The following is a 26,239-nucleotide window of genomic DNA, read 5'->3' on the forward strand; positions in this document are numbered from 1 at the left end:
CGGGACAAGCCGTGGGGCGCGTGCGCAAGTGCTTGTAGCTGCAGGGCAAAAACTAGACTGCCGCAAAAGCGTGCACACCCCTTGTTTCAGGGGGAGCTACGCATGGAGTCACGCCATTGCCGGGCCGAGCCGGGCAGCATGCACGCTGGAGCAAGCACAAGATCACCCACACCATGCACAAGCTTTCTGACCGCACCGACCGCCGCACAGCCTGTGTGGCGGCGCTGGCATTTGCGCTGCTGGCCCTCACGGGCTGCCAAAGCTCCGCGCCGCCGCCCGCTGCACCTGTACTGCCCGCCGTGAAGCCCTCGCAAATCATCCCCATCGCCCAAATCGACCGCGGTGTGATGATCGTCATGCCCACCGAGAAAGTGGGCTTTGACTTTGACAAAGCCACCATCAGCGACCCCGCGGCCATGGAGTTTCTGGACCGTGTGGCCGCCCTCTTGCGCGACAAAACCACGGCTTCCATCGCTCTGGAAGGTCACACCGATTCGCAGGGCACACAGGCCTACAACCTCAAGCTTTCGCAAGCGCGCGCGGCCTCTGTCAAGAACGAGCTGGTGAGTCGGGGGGTTGCGACTGAGCGCATCACCACGGCTGGCTTTTCCTATGACCGCCCCGTGGCCCCCAACGACACCGAGCAAGGCCGCCGCTTCAACCGCCGTGTGGAACTCATCATCCTGGGTGAGCAGCTGGGAAACATCACCCGGGGCGAGCCCGCCAACAGCTTTGAGCAGGCCTACGCCACGCTCAAAGCACGCGTCGACGCCGACGCCGAGAAGCTCCCATGACGCGACGCCGCGATGTGCTGCTGAGCGCTGGCGCGCTGTGGTCGGCCGCGGCCGCGAGGGCTGAAACACCGGCCACCGCCTCCTTGCCGCTGGCCGGCAGCCAAGCCGGCCAGCGCAGCCAGCGCTGGGCCCTGGTGCTGGGCGGCGGCACAGCGCGTGGGTTTGCCCACATCGGCGTGCTCAAGGCCTTGCACCAGTACGGCCTGACGCCCGATCTGGTGGTGGGTTGCAGCGCTGGTGCGTTGGTGGGTGCGCTCTATGCCTCAGGTCAGTCGCCAGCTCAGCTCGAAGAGCTGGCCTTGCGCGTGCGCGACAGCGAAATTGCCGATGTGGTGGCTGGGCACAAGCGCGGCTTGCTGGCGGGCGACGCCCTGCAGGCCTTCGTCAACCGCGTTGTGCGCCAGCAACCTATCGAAAAATTCCGCATCCCTTTTGCGGCCGTGGCCACCAACATCAGCCTGGGCGAGCAAGCCGTCTTCACCAAGGGCAATGCGGGGCTGGCGGTGCGCGCGTCCAGCAGCATTCCGGGCATCTTCATCCCGGTGCGCATTCAAGAGCATGAGTTCGTTGACGGCGGCATCGTCAGCCCGCTGCCAGTGCGTGTGGCGCGCGACCTGGGCGCCCAGCGCGTGGTGGCGGTAAGCCTCAACAGCGGCCCCATGCCCTCCGAGCCACAAGGCATGTTCGAGCTCATGATGCAGTCCTTTGACATCATGGCCAACTCGCTCACACGGATGGAATTGCGCGACGCCGATGTCGCCGTGCGCCCCAATGTGGCCCACATCTCCACCACCGACTTCAACGCCCGCAATCAGCTCATTGTGTTGGGCGAGCAAGCCGCACGCCACGCCATAGGCCGCATACGCACTGCCCTGCTGCAAGCCGAGCGCGTCCGCTGACCCGCGGCCAACCCTGAGCCCGGGGGCGCAGGCAGATCAGCGACAATCCCCCCGCTATGTTTGCTCTCTATGAAGAAGGCGGGAAATTCCTCGCCGGCCGCGTGATGTCCGAAGCCGAAGCCTCGATGCAAGTCGAGCTCGACAGCGGCAAGCGCGTCAAAGTCAAAGCGGCGCAGGTACTGCTGCGCTTCACCCAACCCAGCCCCGCGGAACTCGTGGGCGAAGGCCAGCGACTGGCGCAGGACATTGACCTGGATTTGGCGTGGGAATTCGCGCCCGACACCGAGTTCAGCTTTGCCGACTTTGCACGCGACTACTTCGACGCCCGTGCCAGCCAGGCACAGCAAGCCGCGGCATTGTTTCGGCTCTTTGACGCCCCCCACTACTTCCGCCGCATGGGCAAGGGCATGTTCAAAAAGGCGCCGGCCGATGTGGTCAAGGCCGCCTTGCTGGGCATAGAGCGCAAAAAGCAGGTGCTCGCACAAATCGAGCAATGGGCCACCGAGCTGGCCGCAGGCCAGTGCCCCACGCCGATTGCCGACCAGATCTACAAAATCCTCTTCAAACCCGACAAAAACGGGCCGGAATACAAGGCCCTGGTGGAGGCCGCCAAGCGCAGCCAAACCGCGCCGCTGGATTTGCTCAAAGGCGCGGGCGCCATCACCAGCCCCTACCTCTTCCACTGGAAGCGCTTTTTGTTCGAGCACTTCCCCAAGGGCGTGGGTTTCCCCGCGCTGCAAGCGCCGCCGGTCAAAGACAGCCTGGCACTGGCGCCCGTGCAGGCCTTCTCCATCGACGACAGCAGCACCACGGAAATCGACGATGCGCTGTCCGTGCGTGGGCTGGGCAGCGGCACGGTGCTGTTCGGCGTGCACATTGCTGCACCGGGCCTGGCCATCGAGCCCGACTCGGCCATCGACAAAGTGGCGCGCGACCGCTTCTCCACCGTCTACATGCCGGGCTGGAAGCTCACCATGCTGCCCGACGAGGTGGTGCAGGCCTACACCCTGGTGGAAGGCCGCGACTGCCCGGCCGTGTCCATCTACTTCGAGATTGACGAGGCCACGCTGGAGATTCGCCGCTACGAAACCCAGCTGGAGTGCGTGCCCGTGGTGGCCAATCTGCGCCACGACCTGCTCGAAGGCATCGTCACCGACGCCACGCTGCAAGGCCAAGCGCCTGCCGACTACGCCTTTGCCCCCGAGCTGGCCTTTGCCTACCGCCTGGCACAAAGCCTCAAGGCCAAGCGCGAAGTGGTGCGCGGCAAGCCCGAAACCTTCAACCGCCCGGACTTCAACTTCCGGCTGCTGGGCGAACGCAGCAGCGAGCCCGACGGCAGCGAGACGGTGGACATCAGCCAGCGCGCACGCGGCACGGCGCTGGACCTGATCGTGGCCGAGGCCATGATTCTGGCCAACAGCCACTGGGGTGCGCAGCTGGCCGACTGCGGCGTGCCGGGCATCTACCGCAGCCAAGCCAGCTTGGCCCCAGGCATCAAGGTGCGCATGGGCATCAAACCCCAGCCCCATGCAGGCATGGGCGTGGCGCAGTACACCTGGGCCACCTCGCCGCTGCGCCGCTATGTGGACTTGGTCAACCAGTGGCAAATCATTGCCTGCGCGCGCCATGGCCGCACCGCAGCATTGGTCGCCCCCTTCAAGCCTAAGGACGCGCAGCTCTTCTCCATCATCTCCGGCTTTGACACCGCCTACAGCGCTTACAACGACTTCCAACGCGGCATCGAACGCTACTGGACGCTGCGCTGGCTGCAGCAGCAGGGCGTGACCGAGCTCGATGCCGTGGTCTTGAAAGACGGGCTGGTGCGGGCCGACACCCTGCCGCTGGTGTTCCGTGCGCTGGGCTGCGACAGCCTGCCGCGCGGCGCGCATGTGCGCGTGCGCATCACCGGCATGGACGAGCTGACGCTGGACCTGCACGCCAACTTCGTGGAGCGCCTGGACGAAGCCGCCGCCGCTGCGAGCGAGCCCCCCGAGGACGACGAAGATGCGGGCGTGCTGACCCTGGTCATCGACGTGGGCAGCGACGACGCCCCCGATGCCAACGCCGCGCCCTCGGCCAGCTGAGCGCAGCATGGCCAAGCTCAGCACCCTGCACATTGCGCTGCTGGCTTCGGCCAGCGTGCACCTGGGCTTGGCCGCCATGCGCATTGCCGCACCCGAGCAGTTCAACCGCATCTTCAGCGAGACACCGCTGGAGGTGGTGCTGGTCAACGCCCGCACCGACCAAGCGCCTGAAAAGGCACAGGTGCTGGCGCAAGCCAACCTCACGGGCGGGGGCGACAGCGCCGAACACCTGCGCGCCTCCTCCATGATGGCGCCCGCGCCGGTGAACGAAACCGGCACCGACATCGACACCCAAGCGGCCCACATCGCCCAGCTCAAGGCCATTCAGCAAGACATACTCACGCAGCTGCGCAACGACATCGCCAAGCTGCCCCTGCCCGACCCTGACCGCGACAGGGGCGACGCCAATGCCCGCGCGCTGGAAGAGCGCCGCCGCCAGATGGTGGACCTGCTGGCCGTGATTGAAAAGCGCATCAACGGCGAGAACGCGCGCCCGCGCAAACGCTATGTCAGCCCGGCCACGCGCGAAGTGGCCTACGCCCAGTATTACGACACCCTGCGCCGCCGTGTCGAGGCGCGCGGCACGCGCGACTTCCCCACCCAAAACGGCCGCAAGCTCTACGGCGAGCTGACCATGAACATCTCGGTCGACCACCTCGGGCGCATTGCCGAGGCCAAGGTGGTGCGCGGCTCGGGCAACGCCTTGTTGGACAAGCGCGCCGTCTCCATCGTGCAGGCCTGCGCGCCCTTTGAGGTCTTCACCCCCGAGATGCGCAAACAGGCTGAAATCTTGGTCATCACCTCGCGGTTTCGCTTCACGCGTGAGGACGGGCTGGAAACCTCCATGTCCAGCAGCCGCTAACGCCCGACGCCCGCCACGCGCCGCTTTCCAGACATGAACACCACCCCCGCCAACACTCCAGCGCTCTACGCCGTGGTCGGCAACCCGGTTGCGCACAGCCGCTCACCCGCCATCCATCAGGCCTTCGCCGCACAGACCCAGCAAACGCTGAGCTACGAGCGCGTGCTCAGTCCGCTAGAGGGTCTGCGCGAAACCCTGCAGGCCCTGGCCGCACGCGGCGCGCACGGCTGCAACATCACGGTGCCCTTCAAGTTTGAAGCCCAAGCCCTGGCCGCGCGGCTCACGCCCCGCGCCGCGCAGGCCGCGGCCGTCAACACCCTGCGCTTTGACGCGCAGGGCTGGTTGGGCGACAACACCGACGGCGCCGGCCTGGTGGCCGACATCCAGGTCCACGCCCAGACCCCGCTGCGCGGGCGCCGCGTGCTGCTGCTGGGCGCAGGTGGTGCGGCCGCCGGCGTGCTCGGTGCGCTGCTGCAAGAAGGGCCGTCAGCACTGCGCGTGCTCAACCGCAACCCCGCCAAGGCCGAGGCCCTGGTGCACAGCCACCAGGCGCTGGCCGCGGAACACGGCGTGGCGCTGAGCGCCGGCGCGCTCGACCAAGCGCAAGGGCGCTATGAGGTCTTGATCAACGCCACCAGCGCCTCACTGGACCAGGGCACCGCGCCACTGCCAGCGCATCTGCCGCCCGTGCTGGAGCCCGGCGCGCTGGCCCTGGACATGATGTACGGCCCTGCCGCCCTGCCCTTTTTGCAATGGGCACGCGAGCAAGTCGGGCCCCAGGGCCAGGTGCGCGACGGCCTGGGCATGCTGGTGGAACAAGCCGCCGAAGCCTTTGCGCTGTGGCGTGGCGTGCGGCCCGACACGGCACCCGTGCTGGCTGCGCTGCGCCAGCAAGTGGACCAGGCAGCGGAGGCCTGAGCCATGCGCGCACTGCTACGGCTCGGTCTCCTGCTGATCTTGAGCTTTTTGAGCCTGCAGCTGTTTTTCGCCGGGCGCATTGCGCTCATGGCCGTGCTGGCCCCGGAGTCCACCACGTTTGAGCGCTCAGAAATGCTGCGCCTGGCACGCGAGGACGGCCGCGTGCTGTGGAGCCAGCAGTGGATGGACGAGTCGCGCATCTCCGCTCAGCTCAAGCGCGCCGTCATCGCCAGCGAGGACGCTGGCTTCAACGACCACGGCGGTGTGGAGTGGGACGCGATTGAAAAGGCCTGGGAGCGCAACCAGCGCGAGCAAGCGCGCGCCGAGCGCCGCGCCGAACGTCAAGGCAATGCGGCCAAGCCCGCCAAGGTGGTGGGTGGCTCCACCATCACCCAGCAGCTGGCCAAAAACCTCTTTCTCAGCGGCGAGCGCACCCTGGCCCGCAAAGGCCAGGAGCTGGTGCTGACCTTTATGCTGGAAGCCCTGCTGTCCAAACCTCGCATCCTGGAGATCTACCTCAACCACGTGGAATGGGGTGAGGGCGTGTTTGGCGCCCAAGCCGCCGCACGCCACTACTTCCGGGTGGATGCAGCACGCCTGAGCGCCCACCAGGCCGCCAGGCTGGCCGTCATGCTGCCCGCCCCCAAGCGCTTCGAAAAACGGCCCAACTCGCCCTATGTCCTGGGCCGCGCCGCCACCGTGGTGGCGCGCATGGGCGCGGTGGACTTGCCATGAACGCCAACACCACCCTGGAAATCGCCGCCACCGCGGCGCGTCTCATCGTCGAAGAGGGGCTGGAGTGGGGGCCGGCCAAAACCCGAGCCGTCAAGCTGCTGGGGTTGCCTGCGCGCACAGCGCTGCCCAACAACGAACAGATTGAAGCGCAGGTGCGCGAGTACATCGCCCTCTTTTGCGCCGACACCCAACCCGCCGAGTTGCTGGCCCTGCGCGAGCTGGCCGCACGCTGGATGGCGCGCCTGGCCGAATTCCGCCCCCATCTGTGCGGTGCCGTCTGGCGGGGCACGGCCACGCGGCTCTCCAGCGTGCACCTGCAGCTCTATTGCGACGACACCAAAAGCACCGAAATCACTCTCATCAACCAGGGTCTGGATTACGACGTGGGCCAAGTTCGCGGTCCGCGCGGTCAGAACGTGGACTGCCTGGTGCTGCACGTCCCCTGCCCGGCTCTGGGTGAAAGCATTCCGCTGGCCCTGACCATTCTGGACAAGGACGACTTGCGCGGCGCCCTCAAGCCCGATGCCCAAGGCCTGACCGAACGTGGCGACCTCCACGCACTGCAACGCCTGCTTCAGGAGAGCGCCCCATCATGAAACGCCGCCCCCTCTTGGCTTGGACCGCCCTGGGCCTGGGCGCCGTGGGCGCTGGTCTCTTGGCCTACCGCAGCCAGCAAAGCAAGAACGCCCCCGCGACCGACTTGCCCGCCACTGCGGCCTCCGCCACCACCGCGGTGGATACAGCCCAGGCCGCCGCTGACTGGTGGCAAACCCCTTTTGCCACCCTGGACGGCCCGCCGCTGGTGCCCATTCAACGCTTTGGGGGCCGCCCCCTGCTGCTGAACTTCTGGGCCACTTGGTGCCCGCCTTGCGTCAAAGAGCTGCCAGACATCGCCCAGTTTCTGCAAGAAGCCTCCGCCCAGCACTGGCAGGGCCTAGCGCTGGCCGTGGACGAAGCCCAGGCCGTGCGCGATTTTCTGACCCGCACCCCGGTGCATCTGCCCATTGCCCTGGCCGGGGCCCCTGGCATTGCCCTGTCGCGAGGCCTAGGAAATACCCGAGGAGGCCTGCCCTTTAGCGTGGCTTTTGACGCCCAGGGCCGCCTCTTCTGGCGCAAGCTGGGTGCAGCACACCGCGATGAACTGCACCAAATGGCCCGGCAATTGTCGTCAACATAACCATTTTGGGGGATTGACCCAGCCACCGCCTGCGAAAGAGGTCAAGGGATAAATTTTTGGCCACCTGCTGAGATCTCCTCCCAAATGCGCGTAAAGTTCGGCCTTTCTCGCAACTAGTGTCTTGGCTCCAATGGCTTGGACCGGTCGCCAATGCAAATTCTGGTACTCCACGGCCCCAATCTGAACCTCCTTGGCAACAGGGAGCCCGGGGTCTATGGCACCACCACTTTGGCTCAGATCAACGACGATCTGCGCCAAATGGCCGAGGATGCCGGAGCCACTCTGGAGAGCTTTCAGAGCAACCACGAAGGCGCGCTGATCGACCGCATCCAGGCGGCAGGGCAGGACGGCACGGGCTTCATCATCATCAACCCCGCCGCCTACACCCACACCAGCGTCGCGATTCGGGACGCTCTGAGCGCCGTCAAACTGCCATTCATCGAAGTGCACCTGTCCAACATCCACCAGCGAGAGCCCTTCCGCCACCACAGCATGGTTTCAGCCATCGCGGTGGGCGTGATCTGCGGACTTGGTCCCCAGGGCTACCGGCTGGCGTTGCAGTACGCCTTGAGCCAACGCGGCGCCTGAATCCGGCGCCCATCCACCTGTTTTTACCCTTTTCCCGTTGGAGACTTTTCTATGGACCTGCGCAAGCTCAAGACCCTGATCGACCTGGTGTCCGAGTCGAACATTTCTGAACTTGAAATCACCGAAGCCGATGGCAAGGTGCGCATCGTCAAGTCCGACGGCAGCCCCTTGGTCGCTGCCCTGCCGGTGGCCGCCCAGCCCGTGGCCGCCGCCCCGGTGGCTGCAGCCGCGCCTGCCGCACCCGTGGCCGCGCCTGTGAGCGAGCCCGTCGTCACCGGCCACGTGGTGAAGTCCCCCATGGTGGGCACCTTCTACCGCGCCTCCAGCCCCAGCGCCAAACCCTTTGGCGAACTGGGCCAGCAGGTCAAGGAAGGCCAGGCCATCTGCATCATCGAGGCCATGAAGATCATGAACGAGATCGAGGCTGACAAGGCCGGCACCATCACCAAGATCCTGGTGGAAAACGGCCAGCCGGTTGAATTCGGTCAGCCCTTGTTCATCATTGAGTAAGCCACCCCCGAGCCATGTTCAAAAAGATTCTCATTGCCAACCGCGGTGAAATCGCCCTCCGCATCCAGCGCGCCTGTCGCGAGCTGGGTGTGAAGTCGGTGGTTGTCTACTCGGAGGCAGATCGCGACGCCAAGTACGTCAAGCTGGCCGATGAGGCCGTGTGCATCGGGCCTGCGCCTTCCGCGCAGAGCTACCTGAGCATGCCCGCCATCATCGCCACGGCCGAAGTCACCGACGCCGAAGCCATCCACCCGGGCTACGGTTTTCTGTCGGAAAACGCGGACTTCGCCGAGCGCGTGGAGCGCAGCGGCTTCACCTTCATCGGCCCCACGCCCGACAACATCCGTACGATGGGCGACAAGGTCTCGGCCAAGCAGGCCATGATCAAAGCTGGCGTGCCCTGCGTGCCCGGCTCTGAAGGCGCGCTGCCCGACGACCCTAAGGAAATCGTCAAGATCGCCCGCGCCGTGGGCTACCCGGTCATCATCAAGGCCGCAGGCGGCGGCGGCGGTCGCGGCATGCGCGTGGTGCACACCGAAGCTGCGCTGGTGCACGCCGTGCAAACCACCAAGGCCGAGGCGGGGGCTGCGTTTGGCAACCCCGAGGTCTATATGGAGAAGTTCCTGGAGAACCCACGCCATGTGGAAATCCAGGTGCTGGCCGATGGCTTCAAGAACGCCGTCTGGCTGGGCGAGCGCGACTGCTCCATGCAGCGCCGCCACCAAAAAATCATCGAGGAAGCACCGGCACCGGGCATTCCTCGCCGCCTGATCGAGAAGATCGGCGATCGCTGCTCGGCGGCCTGCAAAAAGATGGGCTACCGCGGTGCGGGCACTTTCGAGTTCCTCTACGAAAACGGCGAGTTCTATTTCATCGAAATGAACACGCGCGTTCAGGTGGAGCACCCGGTCACGGAAATGGTCACCGGCATCGACATCGTGCAGATGCAAATCCGCATCGCCGCTGGCGAGCGCCTGCCCTTCGCGCAGCGCGACATCACCATGCGCGGCCATGCCATTGAGTGCCGCATCAACGCCGAAGACCCGGTCAAGTTCGTGCCCTCACCCGGCCGCATCACCACTTGGCATGCGCCTGGTGGCCCGGGGGTGCGCGTGGACTCGCACGCCTACACCAACTACTTTGTGCCGCCCAACTACGACTCCATGATCGGCAAGATCATCTGCCACGGCGACACCCGCGAGCAGGCCCTGGCCCGCATGCGCACTGCCCTGTCGGAGACCGTGGTGGAAGGCATTCAGACCAACATCCCGCTGCACCGCGAGCTGATGGTGGACGCCAAATTCGTTGAAGGCGGCACCACCATCCACTACCTGGAGAGCTGGATGAGCCAGCACAAGCGCTAAGCCTCCAACGCTTTGTGCCCGCATGCCCCCGCGCGTTGCCACGCCGGGGGCCTTGTCATTTTGGGAAGGACCACGCCATGAGCGCCGCCACCTTGCATGAGCTGATTCTGATCTGCGCCGAATCAGCCGTTGAACTCGTCAGCGACGCGCTGATGGAGCTCGACGCCCTGTCCGTCTCCGTTGAAGACGCCGACGCCGACACCGACGCCGAGAAAGCCCTCTTTGGCGAACCCAATATGCCCGCCCCCAAGCCGGGCTGGGAGCGCTCGGTGGTCAAGGCCCTGTTTGAAACCGAAGCCGCCGCCACCCAAGCCACCACCCTGCTGCTGTCTCAGGACTGGGCACAGGACGTGCATGTCCAAACCATCCAACCCGTGGACGAGCAGGACTGGGTGCGCCTGACGCAATCGCAATTCGCGCCGGTGGAGATCACCCCGACGTTCTGGATCGTGCCCTCCTGGCACCAGGCGCCAGCCCAGGCCAGCCACGTCATGCGCCTGGACCCAGGCCTGGCCTTTGGCACTGGCACCCACCCAACCACACGCATGTGCCTGCGCTGGATTGCTCAGCACGCGGCCGAAGCGGCGCACTGGCCCCGCGTGCTGGACTACGGCTGCGGCTCGGGCATCCTGGCCATTGCCTCAGGCCTGTTTGGCGCCCAAGGCATTGATGCCGTCGACATCGACCCCGCTGCCGTGCAGTCCACACAGGCCAATGCACGCGACAACCAAGTCACCGTCCACGCCGCCCTGCCGGACGCCGCGCAAGGCCAGTACCCCGTGGTGTTGGCCAACATCTTGGCCACACCACTCAAGCTGCTGGCCCCGCTGCTGACCCAACACCTCCAACCAGGGGGGCGCTTGGTGCTGGCCGGCATCTTGGAGCGGCAAGCCGAGGAGCTCCAGCAAGCCTATGCACCCTATGTACAGCTCGATGTCAGCGACCGCGAAGACGGCTGGATATTGATGACGGCACAGCGCCCCAACACGACACACCCGTGAAGACACGCTCAGGCATGCCGCAGGCACATGGCATCATCGCGGCATGAATCTCGCCACCCGATGCACAGCCTGCGGCACCATCTTCCGAGTGGTGCAAGACCAGCTGCGCGTCTCCGAAGGTTGGGTGCGCTGCGGCCGCTGCGCAGAAATCTTCGACGCGCAACAGCAGCTCTTTGACCTCTCGCGCGAAGCGCCTCCGCCGTGGCCCACTGTTGAGGATGTCGCCGAGCACAACACAGCCGCCGCCACTCAACCCGAGCCCGCACCCGACGCGGAGGCGGCGCACAGCCCTTCGCAGGTGGCACCTCCTGCATTGGCGACCAGCAGCCATGCGCACATCGACGAAGCCAACTTGCTTGAGTCGGTCTGGCCCCAATCTGCCCCAGCCCCACGCAGCGAGCCAGCACCACACAATGGCTCCCCGCCGCCGCAACCCGACTCCGTGATGCAGATCTCAGCTGAGCAGGCTCGAACCCAGACCTCGCCCAGCTCAGACTTCGACCGTATCGAGCCCATACTGGATGCAGCATCTGCTTTACCGCCGCCGCTGCACACCGCAGGTGACGTGCTCAGTGACCTGGCGCTCGAACAAGCCGCAGCCACCGACTCACGCCTTTGGGAAGAACTCGCCCCTTCTTACTTGAGCGCCACCGCAGATCCTACGCAGGCGCAGGTAGCAACTCCCAGCTTCATACGCCAAGCCGAGCGACGCGCACGCTGGCAACGCCCGGGCGTGCGTCTGGCCTTGGGCACGCTTGGCCTCATACTGACGCTTGTTCTGAGTCTGCAACTGGGATGGCATTTCCGCGATCGCCTCAGCGCCCAGCACCCCGGCTTGCGCCCCAGTCTTCAAGCCATGTGCGCAGCCTTCGGCTGCAGCATTGGGCCCTGGCAACATGTAGAAGGCATCGCCGTGCAAAGCAGCAGCCTAGTGCAAGAAGGCAGCTCCGGACGCAACTACCGCCTCAATCTGGTTTTGAAAAACAAAACCGAATGGGACCTGGCCCTACCCTCGGTAGACCTCAGCGTCAGCGACAGCAACGGCCGCCTCATTGCACGGCGCATGCTGGCCGCCTCTGAGCTCACACCTGCTCTAGCATCGCTTCCGGCGGGATCGGAGCAAGCGCTGCATTACGTTTTCAGCAGTGGCAGCCAAGCAGTTGTAGGCTACAACATCGAGGTGTTTGAGCCCTAAGCTTGCGCTGCACAGCAGTGCCGCATAAGGCTTTGCAGCAAGCATAAAAAAACCCGACCCAAAGGTCGGGCTCGCAGCACATCCGGCGCAGCAGCGCCGAACTTGCCAAAGCTTAGGGCTTGTTGCCAGTCGGGAAAGGCCACGCAGCCTGGGGGCTCAGCGCAGTCTTCGCAGCAGGCGCTGGAGCAGCAGAGGGTGCTGCAGCGGCGGCCTTCACCGACGGTTTGGCCGCTGCCTTGGCCGGGGCTTTGGCAGCAGCCTTGGCGGTCGGCTTGGCAGCGGCAGCCTTCACTGCAGGCTTGGCAGCGGCCTTAGGTGTGGCTGCCTTTGCTGCAGCTTTCACTGCGGGCTTGGCTGCAGCCTTAGCTGCCGGCTTGGCAGCAGCGGTCTTCGCCACAGGCTTGGCAGCAGCCTTAGGTGCAGCCTTCTTTGCAGCAGCCTTCACCGAGGGCTTGGCAGCAGGCTTGGGTGCAGCCTTCTTTGCAGCAGCTTTCACCGGGGGCTTAGCAGCAGCCTTGGGTGCAGCCTTCTTCGCAGCAGCCTTCACCGGGGGCTTAGCAGCAGCCTTGGGTGCAGCCTTCTTTGCAGCAGCCTTCACCGGGGGCTTGGCAGCAGCCTTGGGTGCAGCCTTCTTTGCAGCAGCCTTCACCGGGGGCTTAGCAGCAGCCTTGGGTGCAGCCTTCTTTGCAGCAGCCTTCACCGCAGGCTTAGCAGCAGCCTTGGGCGCAGCCTTCTTCGCAGCGGCCTTCACCGCAGGCTTAGCAGCAGCCTTAGGTGCAGCCTTCTTGGCTGCAGCTTTAGGTGCAGCGGCCTTCTTCGCAGTTGCCATTTCAGTTCTCCTTGATCAAGTGAAAACACCCTCCGTGCAGACTCAACCGGTCGGCCCACACGGAGATATCCACCACCCACGAGCTGCGCCGCAGTGCAGTGAATCACGATGCACCACCACACCCGTCGCTTCTGCGTCGAACGGTATGTGTGGTGCCAAGCTTGATCTCTTCAATTCTTGCTTTCCAGGCCGCCGTCTGCTGGACCTCAGTCCCAGGAGAGCGCTCCGCCCGTTTGGTATTCGATCACCCGCGTCTCGAAGAAGTTGCGCTCCTTCTTCAAGTCGATCATTTCGCTCATCCACGGGAAGGGGTTCTCCTCATTGGGGAACAAGGCTTCCAGACCGATTTGAACGGCGCGGCGGTTGGCGATGTAACGCAGGTAGCCCTTGAACATGCCCGCATTGAGACCCAGCACGCCGCGCGGCATGGTGTCTTCTGCGTAGCGGTACTCAAGCTCCACAGCAGTCTCGAAGAGCTGCTTGATCTCGGCCTTGAACTGAGGCGTCCACAGCTGTGGGTTCTCGAGCTTGATCTGGTTGATCAGGTCGATGCCGAAGTTGCAGTGCATGGACTCGTCGCGCAGGATGTACTGGTACTGCTCAGCAGCGCCGGTCATCTTGTTCTGACGACCCAAGGCCAGGATCTGTGTAAAGCCGACGTAGAAGAACAAGCCTTCCATGAGGCAAGCAAAAACGATCAGCGACTTCAACAAGGTCTGGTCGGCCTCCTGGGTTCCGGTGTGGAACTCAGGGTCCATGATGGCGTCGATGAAGGGAATCAGGAACTCGTCCTTGGCCCGAATCGAGTCCACCTCATGGTAGGCGTTGAAGATCTCGCTTTCATCCAGGCCCAGCGACTCAACGATGTATTGATACGCGTGGGTGTGGATGGCCTCTTCAAAGGCCTGGCGCAGCAGGAACTGACGGCACTCAGGCGCGGTGATGTGGCGATAGGTGCCCAACACAATGTTGTTGGCCGCCAGCGAATCAGCCGTCACAAAGAAACCGAGGTTGCGCTTGATGATGCGGCGCTCGTCTTCGGAAAGACCGTTGGGGTCTTTCCAAAGGGCGATGTCGCGAGACATATTGATCTCTTGCGGCATCCAGTGATTGGCGCATGTGGCGAGGTACTTTTCCCAAGCCCACTTGTACTTGAAAGGCACCAGCTGGTTGACATCGGTCTGGCCGTTGATGATGCGCTTGTCGGCCACATTCACGCGTCGGGTGCTTGCAGCCTGAATGCTGCTGTCAGCGGCGTGGGCCGGGCCTTGAGCCCCAGCCGACGCGGTAGCGAGGTCGTCGCGCACGGCTGCTTGAGCCGGCTCGCTGGTCGAGGCGCTTTTCACTGCGCTGCTTGATGGCTTCTGGTCTTCGTCCCAAACCAACATGGTTGCCTTCCTATCGTCGTGAATTATCTGAGTGTTGCGTTCAAACACCAAGGACTTCTTGACATCGGGCGCCCTTCTCCGTTGCTCGATCGCATCGAAAACACCAGCACCCTCTGCCGCATTTGTTGCTGGACATCGGGCCAACACACACGCCCAATGTCTTGCACTCAATCACCCACAACCCCGATGAACACGGGGTTCTGAGGCTTTGCCAACTACTTCAGCACTCCACGTGCAAGAACGAAGAGACCTCAAGAAACGATGCAGGCACAGTGTCGCAAGCATGCATCGTTCAGATGAGGCCCCGCCGCTCAACACAGGGTCACTGACAGGCCTCGCAACCCGGATCGTCGATGGCACAAAGCTGCACATCAGTGGCCGGCGTGACAGCAGCCATCTCGATCACCGCAGGCACTGCGGCTTCGGGCGCCGCGTGATAGCCGCCGGACTGATTGCTCACCGCATTGAGCTGACCGGCCGTGGACACCGTGCTCTTCTCGGCATGCGTCGCGCCCATGGTGCGCAGGTAATAGGTGGTCTTGAGACCGCGCTGCCATGCCAGCTTGTAGGTGTCGTCGAGCTTCTTGCCCGATGCACCTGCCATGTAGATGTTGAGGCTTTGTGCCTGGTCGATCCACTTCTGACGACGCGCGGCGGCTTCAACCAGCCACACGGGCTCGACTTCAAATGCTGTTGCGTACAGGGCCTTGAGCTCCTCGGGCACGCGGTCGATGCGACGCAGGCTGCCATCGAAGTGCTTGAGGTCCATGACCATCACGTCGTCCCACAGGCCGAGGTTCTTCAGGTCACGCACCAGGTGCTCGTTGACGACGGTGAACTCACCCGACAGATTGGACTTGACCGAGAGGTTGCCGAAGCAGGGCTCGATGGAGGCGTCAACGCCGATGATGTTGGAGATGGTCGCCGTGGGCGCAATCGCCACGCAGTTGCTGTTGCGCATGCCGTGCTCGCCGATGCGCGCACGCAGCGCGTCCCAATCCATGGTGGTGGAGCGATCGACTTCCACGTAGCCACCGCGCGCTTCGGCCAGCAGGTTCAGTGAGTCGATGGGCAAGATGCCACGGTCCCACAGCGAACCGCGATAGCTGCTGTAGCGGCCACGCTCTTGGGCCAGCTCGGTCGAGGCCCAGTAGGCGTAGTAGCAGATGGCTTCCATGGAGCGATCAGCGAACTCAACCGCAGCGTCCGATGCATAAGGCGTGCGCAGCTGGTAGAGCGCATCCTGGAAGCCCATCAGGCCCAAGCCCACCGGACGGTGGCGCAAGTTGGAGTCGCGAGCTTTCTTGACGGCGTAGTAGTTGATGTCGATCACGTTGTCCAACATGCGCATGGCCGTGGACACCGTCTTCTTCAACTTGGCGTGGTCGATCTGGCCGTCACGGATGTGCTGCGACAGATTGACCGAACCCAGATTGCACACCGCGATTTCGTTCTCGTTGGTGTTGAGCGTGATCTCGGTGCACAGGTTGGACGAGTGCACCACGCCGACATGCTGCTGGGGCGAACGCACATTGCAAGCGTCCTTGAAAGTGATCCAAGGATGGCCCGTTTCGAACAGCATGGTCAGCATCTTGCGCCAGAGGTCGCGAGCGGGCATGCGCTTGTAGAGCTTGATCTCGCCGCGATCGGCCTTGGCCTCGTACTCCACATAGGCCTTTTCAAAGGCTTGGCCGAAGAGGTCGTGCAGGTCGGGGCAGTTCGAGGGGCTGAACAGCGTCCACTCGCCACCTTCGATGACGCGCTTCATGAACAGGTCTGGAATCCAGTTGGCCGTGTTCATGTCGTGCGTGCGGCGGCGGTCGTCGCCGGTGTTCTTGCGCAGCTCCAGGAACTCTTCGATATCCAGGTGCCAGCTCTCCAAGTAGGCGCAGACCGCACCCTTGCGCTTGCCACCTTGGTTCACGGCCACGGCCGTGTCGTTGACCACCTTCAAGAAAGGCACAACGCCTTGCGACTTGCCGTTGGTGCCCTTGATGTGCGAACCCAGGGCACGCACGGGCGTCCAGTCGTTACCCAGACCGCCAGCGAACTTCGACAGCAGCGCGTTTTCCTTCAGCGCCTCGTAGATGCCGTCGAGGTCGTCCGACACCGTGGTCAGGTAGCAGCTCGAGAGCTGCGAGCGCCGCGTGCCGCTGTTGAACAGCGTGGGCGTGGAGCTCATGAAGTCAAAGGTGGAGAGCACTTCATAGAACTCGATGGCGCGGGCTTCGCGGTCGATTTCATTGAGCGCCAAGCCCATGGCCACGCGCATGAAGAAGGCTTGCGGCATTTCGATACGCGTGCCTTCCACGTGCAGGAAGTAGCGATCGAACAGCGTCTGCAGGCCGAGGTAGTCGAACTGCAAATCGCGCTGGGGCTGCAGAGCCGCGCCGAGCTTGGCCAAGTCAAACTGGCCAAGCTTCTCGTCCAGCAACTCCGCCTGAATGCCCTTTTTGATGAACTTGGGGAAGTACTCGGGGTACACCGCCGCCATGTCTTCTTGCACCACCTCGCGACCGAGGATTTCCTTGCGGATGGTGTGCATCAGCAAGCGAGCCGTGGCGCGCGTGTAGCCAGGGTCCTTCTCGATGAGCGTGCGCGCAGCCAGGATGGCGGCCTTGTAGACCTCGTCGATGGGCACGCCGTCGTAGAGGTTGCGCTTGGTCTCGTTCAGGATGGGTTCGGCTTTGACGTCGCTGCCCAGGCCATCACAGGCCGATTGAATCAGCGCGGTGAGTTTTTCCAAGTCCAGCGGCAAGCGCTGGCCTTTGTCCACGACCTGAATGCCGTGCTCCAGCATGGCCGCTTGTTGCGCCTGCACCTGGCGCTGGCGCTCTTGCGCACGGCGCTCGCGGTACAGCACATAGGCCCGCGCCACCTCGTGGTGACCACCACGCATCAGCCCCAGTTCCACGTGGTCTTGCACATCTTCAATGTGGAAGGTGCCGCCGCTGGGGCGCGAGCGCAGCAACGCGCGCACCACCGACTCGGTCAGCCCATCTACGGTTTCGCGCACGCTGGCCGATGCAGCACCAGTCGTGCCATGGACCGCCAGAAAAGCCTTCATCAGCGCCACAGCAATCTTGCTGGGCTCGAAAGACACGACAGCTCCGTTGCGGCGAATGATCTGGTAGCCCTCAAACGAGGTCCCAGCCATTGCAGGTGCGTCCTGACGGACGCTGCCTGCGGCAGTCGGGCTTGTGGTCGTGGTGGCTTGGATGTGCATGAAATCCCCTTCAAGCGGTCAAATCAACGTGCCATGCAGCAGCCAAAGGGCATTGACCCTGCACAGCACACAGAAAGTTTTGGTGGTTGGCGTCCGGACGCATGCTCAGATGCCGCCCGGCTGGTTCAAAACCCAGCGGCGGGCTACTGGAACGCGCCAATCCTGCAGGCCCTGTGGCGGCGCATGCGGCGCCAAGCTCCCGTCCAGACCCAGGCTTTTGCAGGGTCTCAAACGCTGGAGCAGCAAGTGCGGGCATGTGAGCGTTTCAGGTCCGAAGGATACCACGCGAGACACTATATCTGGGGTAACAAACCACCCACAAGCACTATCTATAGCGTGTTGACCTCGGCACATCCCTAGCTTGAATTCATACAAAAACAGCTTGCCAAAGCAGCATCAGGCGCTCACCCCGATGGATACGCGAAGTCCCCCCTGAGCCCCCGATTTGATGCACCTTTTGGCGCACGATGGCGGCAAAAGCGCGTATTCATGGGGCCGGCGCCAGCGCGGCCGGTGCGCACCAAGGCCGGGTCACGTCAGGTCTGGCGGCGCAACGTTGGGAAAACCCCCAAGGATTTTCCTTAAGCAAACTGAGAAAAAAACATCACACAGGCCACTGCCAATCCAGCGGACAGCCTTGTGCAGCACGCGCCCAATCGAAGCCCGGCCCGGGGTCGCGCTTGCGCCCCGGCGCGATGTGCTCATGCCCCTGCACTGCGGCGATCGGGTAGCGCTGCGCCAAGGCCTTGAGCAGCCGCGCCAAGCTGGCGTACTGGGCCGGGGTGAAGAGCGCGCCGTCGAGCCCTTCGAGCTCAATGCCAATGGAATAGTCGTTGCACCGCTCACGCCCTTGAAAGCTGGAAGCCCCGGCATGCCAGGCCCGCGCATCACAAGAGACAAACTGTGTGAGCGCCCCGCAGCGCTGAATCAAAAAGTGGGCCGACACCCGCACGCCTTGGAGACCCGCGGTGGCGGGGTGCGCCTGGGTGTCCAGCACGCCCATGAAGAGCTGTTCGATTTGCGGTCCACCGTATTGGCCTGGGGGCAGGCTGATGGCGTGCAGCACCACCAGATCCACGCTGACCCCGTCGGGACGGGCGTCCATGTGTGGCGACTCAAGGCGGCGTGCAGCGTGCCACCACCCCTCGCTCCAATGCGAGCCGCTACAGGGTTCGAACAGCGCTGCCTCAGTGGTCATCGTCCACCGTGATGCCCAGGCGCGCCATGCGGTAGCGCATCTGCCTGAGTGTCAAGCCCATGGCCGCGCCAGCAGCGGTGCGGTTGTAGCGGTAGGTTTCCAGGGCCTGCAGCAGGATTTGGCGCTCCACCATATCCAGGTGGGTCACCAAGTCCGAAGGAATGACCGCTGCCACGCGCGGCACGTCAGCCGCTGAGTCAGCTGCGGTTGCAGCGGAGGATTCCGCCTCAGCCAGCAGCGTCTCTGCATCTCCATCCGCCGCATCCATGCTCCCTGCGGCGGGCAGCCCCAGGTCTTCGGCCCCAATCACGTCCGACGCCACCAAGGCCAGCGCACGGTGCAGCAGGTTCTCCAGCTCACGCACATTGCCGGGAAAGGCATAGCTTTGCAGCTGCGCCTGCGCGGCCGGGCTCAGGCGCGGCACGGGGTGCACGCCCGCGTCCTGGGCAATGCGGCGCAGCACCCAGTCGCACAGCAGCGGCAAATCATCCATGCGCTCACGCAGCGGCGGCACGCGGATGCAAATGACGTTGAGCCGGTAGTACAAGTCCTGCCGGAAGCGCCCCGCGGCCACCTCGGCCGCCAAGTCTTTGTGCGAGGCGCTCACCAGGCGCACGTTCACCGGCGATTCAGTCACCGCACCCACCGGGCGTACCGAGCGCTCTTGCAGCGCACGCAGCAGTTTGGACTGCATGGCCAGCGGCAAATCGCCAATTTCGTCGAGGAACAAAGTGCCTTGATGTGCGGCCTGGAAAAAGCCTTCCCGGTCTTCTTGCGCGCCCGTGAAAGCGCCTTTGCGGTAACCGAAGAACTCGGCCTCCAGCAGCTGCTCCGGGATGGCGCCGCAGTTCACCGCCACAAAGGCCTGACCTGTTCTGGAACTGACTTCATGGATGGAGCGCGCCACCAATTCCTTGCCCGTGCCGGATTCGCCGTGCAGCAGCACCGGCGCCATGCTGCGCGCCACCTTTTGGATCAGCTCGCGCACCTGCTGCATGGGAGCGGAGTCACCAATCAAGCGCGTCAGCGCAGACTCAGGCCCGCGCTGCACAGGCTTGCGTGTGGCAGGTGCAGGCGCCGCAGCACCCGGGGCCGGAGCCGCTTGCGCCGGGAGCCCGCGCCCCAGCGCCGAGGCCACAACCATGCGGAACTGCTTGAGATCCACCGGCTTGGTCAGGTAGTCGTAGGCGCCGGCTTTGAGGGCCTCCACCGCGTTCTCCGCCGAGCCATGGGCGGTGATGACCAAAGCGCGCTCGGGGCGCCCTTGCTCGTCCAACCAGGTCAGCACATCCAGGCCGCTGCCGTCGGGCAGGCGCATATCGGTGATCACGGCCTCGTAGCGCTGCGACTCCAACAGGCTCAGGGCCTCGGCCACGTCCTCGGCGGTGTCCACCACATAGCCTTCGCGCAGCAGGGTCAGCTCATAGAGCGCACGCAGGTCCGGCTCGTCGTCGATCACCAGCACATGGGCTTCTGTTTTGTTGTTCATGGTTTGTTGTTGGCAATCCCAGGGGCCGGGGCGCGCGGCAGAAGCACACAGAACTCGTTGTAGTCACCGCTGTAGCGGTAGAAGATGCGTCCGCCGTAGCGTTCACACAGCTCGCGGCAAATGTAGAGGCCCAAACCCGTGCCTCGACTGCGCGTGGAGAAAAAGGGTTCAAACAAATGCGGCTCGACCTCTGCGGCAATGGGAGGCGCCATATTGCCCACCACCAGAACCAAGAAGCGTTCGTCACGCGGTTGCAGCTGAACGCGCACCGCGCCAGGTTCGTTGTTGGCGTGACGCAGCGCGTTGTCCAGCAGGTTCACCAGCACACGCCTGAGGTGCTCGGCATCAAAGCTGATCCACAGCGGCAGCCCAGTCAGCTCCAGATGCAAGCGGCTTTGCGCACCTGAGGCCAAACCCTGGGTTCTGAGCCAGTCCTCGCAAAAGTCCTCCACCAGGGGCTCCAGCAGCAGGCTTTGCGGCTGCGGCGCGTGCCCAGGCGCCACTTCCATGACATCGTCCACGATGCGCTTGAGCCGCGTCACATTGGTCTGCACCATGCCCAGCAGGCGCTGGTGGCGCGGGTCTTGCACCTCTTCGGCGAGCAAGTCACTGGCTTGGGCAATGGCAGCCAGAGGGTTGCGAATCTCGTGCGCAATGCCTGCGGACATGCGCCCCATCGCCACCAGCTTTTCTTGGCGCGAGCGCGCTTGCAGCTGGCGGCTGTCTTCCAGAAACATCACGCACAAATGCCCGCCGGACTGCGGGTTGCGCGCAAAACACCCCCGCACGCGCAGGGTTCGCACCACCTTGCCGGCTTCTCGAAGCTCAATGTCCATGCCCGATTCCGGCCACTGCAAGCTGCGGTAGCCTTGCAGCACAGCCTCACGCAAGCTGCTCCAGCCCGGACTTTGGTTGAGCACAAAAGGCAGCACCGGACGCTGGCCTTCCAGCGTCAGCAAGGCCAGTGCGGCGGGGTTGGCCACGCGCACTTTGCCGCGCTGGTCTGCCACCATGACGCCGTCTTGCATCTCGTCGATGACCAGGCGGTTGAGTTCCACCTGCTGGCGCGCCAAAGCCATGCTGCCGCGCGCGCTGCGCTCCTCGCGCGCCAAGCGCGCCGCGATCTCGCCGCTGAGCAGGCTGATGACATAGAGCCCGCAACCCAGCAAGCCGCTTTGCGGAATGCGGCTGCTGCTGTCGGCTCCGCTGGCCACACTCCACACCGCCAAACCCAGCAGCACCAGCGAGGCAAAGGCCGCTGTGGCCATGGCCCAAAGCCGAGGTGTGAGCATGCTAGCCATGAGCACGGGTAGCACAAACAGTGCGCCTTGCGTGGTGGCGGTGAGCTCCAGCGACAAGGCCGCGGAGAAGCAAATCAAATCTACACCCACGCTGCCCCACCAGCGCGCGCCAGCCAGGGTCACGATGGCGGGGCCGCGCTTGGCCTGCAGCCAGCCCGCCAGTGTCACCAGCACATAGGCCAGCGCCAAATAGAAGGGCAATGCGTAGTAACGCCCGCTGATGGACCACAACAGAATTTGCGAGCCCAGCAGGGCCACGGCCAGGGCAAAACGCGCCCCCATAAAGGCGCGGTAGATGCGTCCAAAAGAGCTGTTCTCAGCAGCAGTTGAGGTCGAAGCACCACCATCACTGGCCCAAATCGGGCGCACGAAACTGCTGTCCAAGCCATTGCTCACGGCGTTTGCCCTTCTTTGCGCACCCTGTGTGCGTCACTGCAAAACAAGCCCAGTCGCCCATGCACGGCCTCGCCCACCGGCACATGCACACCGCACCAGGCACAGGCCACCATGTCTGCGGCTTGCGTCTGGCTGGGTCTGGGGCTTGACTTGTTTTGGGTCGGCCGCGCCGAGCCGCGCCGCCACCCCAGCACAAAGCACAACAGCCCCAGCACGAGGATCAACAGCAAATACTTCATACCGAGCCCCCTCGCTGCAAGATCACCTCCAGCACAAAACGCGATCCCGCATACGACAGCAGCAGCAAAGCCGCGCCAAAGTACAGCCAGCGCGTGGCGCGTCGGCCGCGCCAGCCCAGCACCTGTCGCCCGGTCAGCAGCCCGGTGAGCACCAACCAGCCCAGCACAGCGAACAAAGTCTTGTGGTCCCAGCGCCAATGCGGCGCCAGCCACCACCCCAGCCACAAGGCCAGAGACAACACGCACACACCCGCCGCCACAAATTGAAAGGTCAAGCGCTCCAAGCGCAGCAAGGGCAAGCCCGGCAGGTTCTGGCCCGGAGAGCGCCGCAGCGCGCGCTCGGCACGGTTCAGCAAATAGCCATGCCACACCGCCACGGCAAACAGCCCGTACGACACCAAGCCCAGCACCCAATGCAAGGGCAACCACGGCGAGCTGGGGTGCGCCAAAGCCTCGCCGGGGAAGACAGCCGCCACAGCCACACCTGCGGCGGCCAGCGCACACAAAATGCGTTGGTTGGCCGGCAGCGGCACAAAGCGGCTTTCCAGCAAATACACACCCAGCACCAGCCAGGTGGTCATGGACAGGGCCGGTGCAAAGCCAAATCGCGCGCCGGGCAGGTCCAAACCCACGCCGGCGATGTCCACCAGCAGCGCCACACCATGCAGCCCCCACACGGCGGCCAAGGAGCGCGGATGCACGCGCCGCGCCGCAATCAAGAGTAAATAGCCCAGAAGAGCCGCACCGCTGCTCAACAACAGTGCCCCCGTCCCCGCAGTCAGAGTGCCGACAGATAAAATCATGCACAAAGTGTACTGACGCGGGAGCCAACCTCGCCGCGCCCTATTCATGGCATCTACCCTGACCGACCGCTTAAGCCAGCTTGTTAAGACAATGCGTGGCCAAGCCCGCATCACCGAAAGCAATGTGCAAGACATGCTCAGGGAGGTTCGCGTGGCATTGCTGGAGGCGGACGTAGCCCTGCCTGTGGTGCGCGACTTCATCGCCCGCGTCAAAGAACGCGCACTGGGTCAGGAGGTTGTGGGCTCGCTCAACCCCGGGCAAGTGCTGGTCTCGGTGGTTCACAAAGAACTCGCCGCCACCATGGGTGAAGGGGTTGCAGACCTCAACCTCGCCGCACAGCCCCCGGCCGTCATCCTGATGGCCGGCCTGCAAGGGGCGGGCAAGACCACCACCACGGCCAAGCTCACCAAGCACCTCATCGACAAGCGCAAGAAAAAGGTGCTGACGGTCTCGGCCGACGTCTACCGGCCCGCCGCCATCGAGCAGCTCAAAACCGTCACCGCGCAAGCGGGCGGTGAATGGTTTGCCTCCAGCCCCGAGCAAAAGCCGCGCGAGATCGCGCTGGCGGCGCTGGACCACGCCAAGCGCCACTACTTCGATGTGCTCATCGTCGACACCGCCGGGCGTCTGGCCATTGACGAGGCACTGATGGCGGAAATCCGCGATCTGCACGCCACGCTCAACCCCATCGAAACCCTCTTCGTGGTGGACGCCATGCAGGGCCAGGATGCCGTCAACACGGCGCGCGCCTTCAAAGAAGCCCTGCCCCTGTCGGGCATCATCCTGACCAAGCTCGATGGCGACTCACGCGGTGGCGCGGCACTGTCGGTGCGTCAGATCACCGGCGCGCCCATCAAGTTCGCAGGCGTGTCTGAAAAGATCGACGGCCTGGAAGTCTTTGACGCCGAGCGCCACGCCGGTCGCGTGCTGGGCATGGGCGACATCGTGGCCCTGGTCGAAGAGGTGACCAAAGGCGTCGACATCGAAGCCGCGCAAAAGCTCGCCGACAAGCTCAAGAGCGGCGATGGCTTTGACCTCAACGACTTCCTCGCGCAAATCTCGCAGATGAAGAAGATGGGCGGGCTCTCCAGCCTCATGGACAAGCTGCCCACACAGATGACGGCCAAGGCCGGCGCGGCCGACATGGACAAAGCCGAGCGCGACATGAAGCGCATGGAGGGCATCCTCAACGCCATGTCCGCCAAAGAGCGCGCCCACCCGGCCCTGCTGATGGACGGCAAGAGCAAAGCCAGCCGCAAACGCCGCATCGCCGCGGGTGCGGGCGTACAGATCCAGGAGGTGAACCGCCTGCTGAATCAGTTCGACCAGATGCAGGGCATGATGAAGAAGATGAAGGGCGGCGGCCTGATGAAGATGATGAAGAAGATGGGCGGCATGAAGGGCCTCAAAGGCATGATGGGCGGCTGACCGCCCTGCGGCCCTTCACCGTTTCAGATCACTCCAGCAGCGCCTGCGCGAATTCGCGGGCGCTGAAGGTCTGCAAGTCTTCCAGCTTCTCGCCCACGCCGATGAAGTAAACCGGGATGGGCCGCTCGCGCGCAATGGCTGCCAGCACACCGCCCTTGGCTGTGCCGTCCAGCTTGGTCACCACCAACCCGGTCAAACCCAGGGCTTCATCAAACGCCTTGACCTGGGTCAGCGCGTTTTGGCCCGTGTTGCCGTCCACCACCAGCAGCACCTCGTGCGGCGCACCGTCTTGCGCCTTGCCAATCACGCGCTTGATCTTCTTGAGCTCCTCCATGAGGTGAAGCTGGGTGGGCAAGCGCCCTGCCGTGTCGGCAAGCACCACGTCGCAACCGCGCGCACGCCCTGCCACCACGGCATCAAACGTCACCGCGGAAGGGTCGCCCCCTTCTTGACTCACGATCTCCACCTGGGTGCGGTCCGCCCACACCGAGAGTTGCTCGCGTGCCGCTGCACGGAAAGTATCGGCCGCAGCCAGCAGCACCTTCTGCTGCGCGCCCGCCAAATGCCGTGTGAGCTTGCCAATGCTGGTGGTCTTGCCCGCGCCGTTCACCCCGACCACCATCATCACCGTGGGCGCGTAAGCCCCCACCTCCAGCGGACGCTGCAGCGGCGTGAGCAGCTCGGTCAGCGCATCTACCAGCAAAGCACGCACCGCTTGCGGGTCTGTGGCCTTGTGCTCCTTCACGCGCCGCTTGAGGTCTTCCAGCAACCAGGTGGTCGCCTTCACACCCGCATCGGCCATGAGCAGCGCCGCCTCCAGCTCCTCATAGAGCTGGTCGTCGATCTGCGTGCCCGTGAAGACCTGGGCAATGCTGGAGCTGGTCTTGCGCAAACCCTGCTTGAGCCGATCCAGCCACGAGGCGCGGGGCTGGGCAGCAGGCTCGGGACTGGCTGGCAGCTGCGCCATCGCAGGCGCCACCGCTGGCACCTCAAGCGCCTGGGGGGCGGCTGCAGCGCTATTGAGTGCTGAGGGCTCAGGGGCTGCCACACGCGGCTCCACCGCCGGCACTGCCGCCTCCTGGCTGGCTGCAACGGGCGCTGGAGCCGGAGCTTCCGCACTGTCAGACCCACCAAACAGGCGCTTCACAAACTTGAACATGCCGACCGCCAAAAAAATTTATCGCAACGCTTGCATTGTCTCCGAAACCTTGTATAGAATGGCGGTCTTCGCAGCAAACAGCGAAACAAAACAAAGGCGCTTTAGCTCAGCCGGTTAGAGCGACGGAATCATAATCCGCAGGTCCGGGGTTCGAATCCCTGAAGCGCCACCAAAAAAGTCCTGGTGCGTCAAGCACTTAGACAGCAAAGCCACCCTAGCGGTGGCTTTTTGCTTTGGGGCCTCAGTGCTGAATTTCTGCCCCTAAGCACTTGATGTGCACCCGGACTGGATCAGCACATCATCGCGGCCCCAGCACGATGATGGCCATGCCCAGCAAAGCCACGGCTGCACCCAGCAAATCCCAGCGGCTCAAAGCCACGCCGTCGACCACGCGCAGCCAGAGCAGCGCCACGGTGACGTAGACCCCGCCGTAGGCCGCATAGACACGACCACTGGCGCTGGGGTGCAGGGTAAGCAGCCACACAAAAAGCGCCAGTGCGGCGGCGGCAGGCGGCAACAGCCAGGCACTGCGCCCTTGCTTGAGCCACAGCCAAGGCAGGTAGCAGCCCACGATTTCGGCCAAGGCGGTCAGGGTGAACAGGCACAGCGGGCGCCACAGTTCCAGGGCCCAGGTGCGCAGGGTGTCGAGCATGGC

Annotated in this window: 24 protein-coding genes and 1 tRNA gene; 15 read left to right on the top strand and 10 right to left on the bottom strand. The window is 64.1% G+C overall.

Annotated elements, in window-relative coordinates:
* Positions 1 to 173: 173 nt before the first annotated feature.
* The 13 genes from ACG0Z6_RS10020 (at position 174) to ACG0Z6_RS10080 (ending at position 12,127) form a co-directional block, all read left to right on the top strand.
* A complete protein-coding gene (locus tag ACG0Z6_RS10020) occupies positions 174 to 794 on the top strand; it encodes an OmpA family protein (protein ID WP_394460924.1) in 621 nt (206 codons plus the stop codon).
* Positions 791 to 1,693, top strand: a complete 903-nt coding sequence (locus tag ACG0Z6_RS10025) for a patatin-like phospholipase family protein (RefSeq protein WP_394460926.1) — start codon at positions 791 to 793, stop codon at positions 1,691 to 1,693. Before ACG0Z6_RS10020 ends, ACG0Z6_RS10025 begins: the two co-directional genes overlap by 4 nt.
* 56 nt (positions 1,694 to 1,749) lie before the next feature.
* Complete coding sequence (locus tag ACG0Z6_RS10030; protein ID WP_394460928.1) at positions 1,750 to 3,777, top strand: ribonuclease catalytic domain-containing protein; 2,028 nt, start codon at positions 1,750 to 1,752, stop codon at positions 3,775 to 3,777.
* A 7-nt stretch (positions 3,778 to 3,784) separates the two neighbouring features.
* Positions 3,785 to 4,639: an energy transducer TonB gene (locus ACG0Z6_RS10035; protein ID WP_394460930.1), complete on the top strand. Its 855-nt coding sequence runs from the start codon at positions 3,785 to 3,787 to the stop codon at positions 4,637 to 4,639.
* A gap of 33 nt (positions 4,640 to 4,672) precedes the next feature.
* A complete protein-coding gene (aroE, locus tag ACG0Z6_RS10040) occupies positions 4,673 to 5,557 on the top strand; it encodes a shikimate dehydrogenase (protein WP_394460932.1) in 885 nt (294 codons plus the stop codon).
* A 3-nt stretch (positions 5,558 to 5,560) separates the two neighbouring features.
* Complete coding sequence (gene mtgA / locus ACG0Z6_RS10045; protein WP_394460933.1) at positions 5,561 to 6,292, top strand: monofunctional biosynthetic peptidoglycan transglycosylase; 732 nt, start codon at positions 5,561 to 5,563, stop codon at positions 6,290 to 6,292.
* On the top strand, positions 6,289 to 6,888 hold the full coding sequence (locus tag ACG0Z6_RS10050; protein ID WP_394460935.1) for a hypothetical protein: 600 nt from the start codon (positions 6,289 to 6,291) through the stop codon (positions 6,886 to 6,888). Before mtgA ends, ACG0Z6_RS10050 begins: the two co-directional genes overlap by 4 nt.
* Positions 6,885 to 7,469 (top strand): TlpA disulfide reductase family protein, encoded by a 585-nt coding sequence (locus ACG0Z6_RS10055; RefSeq protein WP_394460937.1) that lies wholly within the window; start codon positions 6,885 to 6,887, stop codon positions 7,467 to 7,469. Before ACG0Z6_RS10050 ends, ACG0Z6_RS10055 begins: the two co-directional genes overlap by 4 nt.
* A 150-nt stretch (positions 7,470 to 7,619) precedes the next feature.
* Positions 7,620 to 8,057: a type II 3-dehydroquinate dehydratase gene (gene aroQ / locus ACG0Z6_RS10060; protein ID WP_394460939.1), complete on the top strand. Its 438-nt coding sequence runs from the start codon at positions 7,620 to 7,622 to the stop codon at positions 8,055 to 8,057.
* 51 nt (positions 8,058 to 8,108) lie between these two features.
* Positions 8,109 to 8,567, top strand: a complete 459-nt coding sequence (gene accB, locus ACG0Z6_RS10065; RefSeq protein WP_394460941.1) for an acetyl-CoA carboxylase biotin carboxyl carrier protein — start codon at positions 8,109 to 8,111, stop codon at positions 8,565 to 8,567.
* 14 nt (positions 8,568 to 8,581) lie between these two features.
* Positions 8,582 to 9,931 carry an acetyl-CoA carboxylase biotin carboxylase subunit gene (accC, locus tag ACG0Z6_RS10070; protein WP_394460943.1) on the top strand — a complete coding sequence of 450 codons (1,350 nt, stop codon included), beginning with the start codon at positions 8,582 to 8,584 and terminating at the stop codon, positions 9,929 to 9,931.
* Positions 9,932 to 10,008: 77 nt separating this feature from the next.
* On the top strand, positions 10,009 to 10,932 hold the full coding sequence (gene prmA / locus ACG0Z6_RS10075) for a 50S ribosomal protein L11 methyltransferase (protein ID WP_394460945.1): 924 nt from the start codon (positions 10,009 to 10,011) through the stop codon (positions 10,930 to 10,932).
* Positions 10,933 to 10,975: 43 nt separating this feature from the next.
* A complete protein-coding gene (locus ACG0Z6_RS10080; protein WP_394460946.1) occupies positions 10,976 to 12,127 on the top strand; it encodes a DUF3426 domain-containing protein in 1,152 nt (383 codons plus the stop codon).
* Between the two features lie 112 nt (positions 12,128 to 12,239).
* Here the strand turns inward: ACG0Z6_RS10080 and ACG0Z6_RS10085 are convergent, their stop codons facing one another.
* The 8 genes from ACG0Z6_RS10085 to ACG0Z6_RS10120 all read right to left on the bottom strand — a co-directional run bounded on the left by ACG0Z6_RS10085 (position 12,240) and on the right by ACG0Z6_RS10120 (position 22,996).
* Positions 12,240 to 12,956 carry a histone gene (locus ACG0Z6_RS10085; protein ID WP_394460947.1) on the bottom strand — a complete coding sequence of 239 codons (717 nt, stop codon included), beginning with the start codon at positions 12,954 to 12,956 and terminating at the stop codon, positions 12,240 to 12,242.
* 206 nt (positions 12,957 to 13,162) lie between these two features.
* A complete protein-coding gene (locus ACG0Z6_RS10090; protein WP_394460949.1) occupies positions 13,163 to 14,344 on the bottom strand; it encodes a ribonucleotide-diphosphate reductase subunit beta in 1,182 nt (393 codons plus the stop codon).
* A 322-nt stretch (positions 14,345 to 14,666) separates the two neighbouring features.
* Positions 14,667 to 17,570 carry a ribonucleoside-diphosphate reductase subunit alpha gene (locus ACG0Z6_RS10095; RefSeq protein ID WP_394460951.1) on the bottom strand — a complete coding sequence of 968 codons (2,904 nt, stop codon included), beginning with the start codon at positions 17,568 to 17,570 and terminating at the stop codon, positions 14,667 to 14,669.
* A gap of 604 nt (positions 17,571 to 18,174) precedes the next feature.
* Entirely contained in the window at positions 18,175 to 18,768 is a 594-nt protein-coding gene (gene ampD / locus ACG0Z6_RS10100) for a 1,6-anhydro-N-acetylmuramyl-L-alanine amidase AmpD (RefSeq protein ID WP_394460953.1), read from the bottom strand.
* Entirely contained in the window at positions 18,758 to 20,257 is a 1,500-nt protein-coding gene (locus tag ACG0Z6_RS10105; protein WP_394460955.1) for a sigma-54-dependent transcriptional regulator, read from the bottom strand. The genes ampD and ACG0Z6_RS10105 overlap by 11 nt, the downstream gene beginning before the upstream one ends.
* Positions 20,254 to 21,942: a sensor histidine kinase gene (locus tag ACG0Z6_RS10110; protein ID WP_394460957.1), complete on the bottom strand. Its 1,689-nt coding sequence runs from the start codon at positions 21,940 to 21,942 to the stop codon at positions 20,254 to 20,256. Before ACG0Z6_RS10110 ends, ACG0Z6_RS10105 begins: the two co-directional genes overlap by 4 nt.
* 8 nt (positions 21,943 to 21,950) lie before the next feature.
* Positions 21,951 to 22,193, bottom strand: a complete 243-nt coding sequence (locus ACG0Z6_RS10115) for a PP0621 family protein (protein WP_394460959.1) — start codon at positions 22,191 to 22,193, stop codon at positions 21,951 to 21,953.
* Complete coding sequence (locus ACG0Z6_RS10120; protein WP_394460961.1) at positions 22,190 to 22,996, bottom strand: cytochrome C assembly family protein; 807 nt, start codon at positions 22,994 to 22,996, stop codon at positions 22,190 to 22,192. Before ACG0Z6_RS10120 ends, ACG0Z6_RS10115 begins: the two co-directional genes overlap by 4 nt.
* Before the next feature lie 46 nt (positions 22,997 to 23,042).
* Here ACG0Z6_RS10120 and ffh point away from each other — a divergent pair, with 46 nt between their 5' ends.
* Positions 23,043 to 24,425, top strand: coding sequence for a signal recognition particle protein (ffh, locus tag ACG0Z6_RS10125; RefSeq protein WP_394460963.1), 1,383 nt, complete (start codon positions 23,043 to 23,045; stop codon positions 24,423 to 24,425).
* A 28-nt stretch (positions 24,426 to 24,453) separates the two neighbouring features.
* Here the strand turns inward: ffh and ftsY are convergent, their stop codons facing one another.
* Positions 24,454 to 25,584 (bottom strand): signal recognition particle-docking protein FtsY, encoded by a 1,131-nt coding sequence (gene ftsY, locus ACG0Z6_RS10130; protein WP_394460965.1) that lies wholly within the window; start codon positions 25,582 to 25,584, stop codon positions 24,454 to 24,456.
* A gap of 95 nt (positions 25,585 to 25,679) precedes the next feature.
* Here ftsY and ACG0Z6_RS10135 point away from each other — a divergent pair.
* Positions 25,680 to 25,756 (top strand) — tRNA-Met (locus ACG0Z6_RS10135).
* A gap of 126 nt (positions 25,757 to 25,882) precedes the next feature.
* Here the strand turns inward: ACG0Z6_RS10135 and ACG0Z6_RS10140 are convergent.
* Positions 25,883 to 26,236, bottom strand: a complete 354-nt coding sequence (locus ACG0Z6_RS10140) for a YnfA family protein (RefSeq protein WP_394460967.1) — start codon at positions 26,234 to 26,236, stop codon at positions 25,883 to 25,885.
* Between the last annotated feature and the right edge of the window lie 3 nt (positions 26,237 to 26,239).

The sequence above is a fragment of the Roseateles rivi genome, from assembly GCF_043555845.1.
Classification (GTDB): Bacteria; Pseudomonadota; Gammaproteobacteria; order Burkholderiales; family Burkholderiaceae_C; genus Roseateles; species Roseateles rivi.

Coding starts and splice junctions, on each gene's coding strand:
- ftsY (WP_394460965.1), bottom strand. CDS start 25,584: ATGTTCAAGTTTGTGAAGCGCCTGTTTGGTGGGTCTGACAGTGCGGAA.
- ACG0Z6_RS10030 (WP_394460928.1), top strand. CDS start 1,750: ATGTTTGCTCTCTATGAAGAAGGCGGGAAATTCCTCGCCGGCCGCGTG.
- ACG0Z6_RS10055 (WP_394460937.1), top strand. CDS start 6,885: ATGAAACGCCGCCCCCTCTTGGCTTGGACCGCCCTGGGCCTGGGCGCC.
- ampD (WP_394460953.1), bottom strand. CDS start 18,768: ATGACCACTGAGGCAGCGCTGTTCGAACCCTGTAGCGGCTCGCATTGG.
- ACG0Z6_RS10020 (WP_394460924.1), top strand. CDS start 174: ATGCACAAGCTTTCTGACCGCACCGACCGCCGCACAGCCTGTGTGGCG.
- aroQ (WP_394460939.1), top strand. CDS start 7,620: ATGCAAATTCTGGTACTCCACGGCCCCAATCTGAACCTCCTTGGCAAC.
- ACG0Z6_RS10140 (WP_394460967.1), bottom strand. CDS start 26,236: ATGCTCGACACCCTGCGCACCTGGGCCCTGGAACTGTGGCGCCCGCTG.
- ACG0Z6_RS10090 (WP_394460949.1), bottom strand. CDS start 14,344: ATGTTGGTTTGGGACGAAGACCAGAAGCCATCAAGCAGCGCAGTGAAA.
- ACG0Z6_RS10050 (WP_394460935.1), top strand. CDS start 6,289: ATGAACGCCAACACCACCCTGGAAATCGCCGCCACCGCGGCGCGTCTC.
- mtgA (WP_394460933.1), top strand. CDS start 5,561: ATGCGCGCACTGCTACGGCTCGGTCTCCTGCTGATCTTGAGCTTTTTG.
- ACG0Z6_RS10080 (WP_394460946.1), top strand. CDS start 10,976: ATGAATCTCGCCACCCGATGCACAGCCTGCGGCACCATCTTCCGAGTG.
- ACG0Z6_RS10105 (WP_394460955.1), bottom strand. CDS start 20,257: ATGAACAACAAAACAGAAGCCCATGTGCTGGTGATCGACGACGAGCCG.
- aroE (WP_394460932.1), top strand. CDS start 4,673: ATGAACACCACCCCCGCCAACACTCCAGCGCTCTACGCCGTGGTCGGC.
- accC (WP_394460943.1), top strand. CDS start 8,582: ATGTTCAAAAAGATTCTCATTGCCAACCGCGGTGAAATCGCCCTCCGC.
- ACG0Z6_RS10025 (WP_394460926.1), top strand. CDS start 791: ATGACGCGACGCCGCGATGTGCTGCTGAGCGCTGGCGCGCTGTGGTCG.
- ACG0Z6_RS10095 (WP_394460951.1), bottom strand. CDS start 17,570: ATGCACATCCAAGCCACCACGACCACAAGCCCGACTGCCGCAGGCAGC.
- ACG0Z6_RS10115 (WP_394460959.1), bottom strand. CDS start 22,193: ATGAAGTATTTGCTGTTGATCCTCGTGCTGGGGCTGTTGTGCTTTGTG.
- ACG0Z6_RS10035 (WP_394460930.1), top strand. CDS start 3,785: ATGGCCAAGCTCAGCACCCTGCACATTGCGCTGCTGGCTTCGGCCAGC.
- ACG0Z6_RS10120 (WP_394460961.1), bottom strand. CDS start 22,996: ATGATTTTATCTGTCGGCACTCTGACTGCGGGGACGGGGGCACTGTTG.
- ffh (WP_394460963.1), top strand. CDS start 23,043: ATGGCATCTACCCTGACCGACCGCTTAAGCCAGCTTGTTAAGACAATG.
- accB (WP_394460941.1), top strand. CDS start 8,109: ATGGACCTGCGCAAGCTCAAGACCCTGATCGACCTGGTGTCCGAGTCG.
- ACG0Z6_RS10085 (WP_394460947.1), bottom strand. CDS start 12,956: ATGGCAACTGCGAAGAAGGCCGCTGCACCTAAAGCTGCAGCCAAGAAG.
- prmA (WP_394460945.1), top strand. CDS start 10,009: ATGAGCGCCGCCACCTTGCATGAGCTGATTCTGATCTGCGCCGAATCA.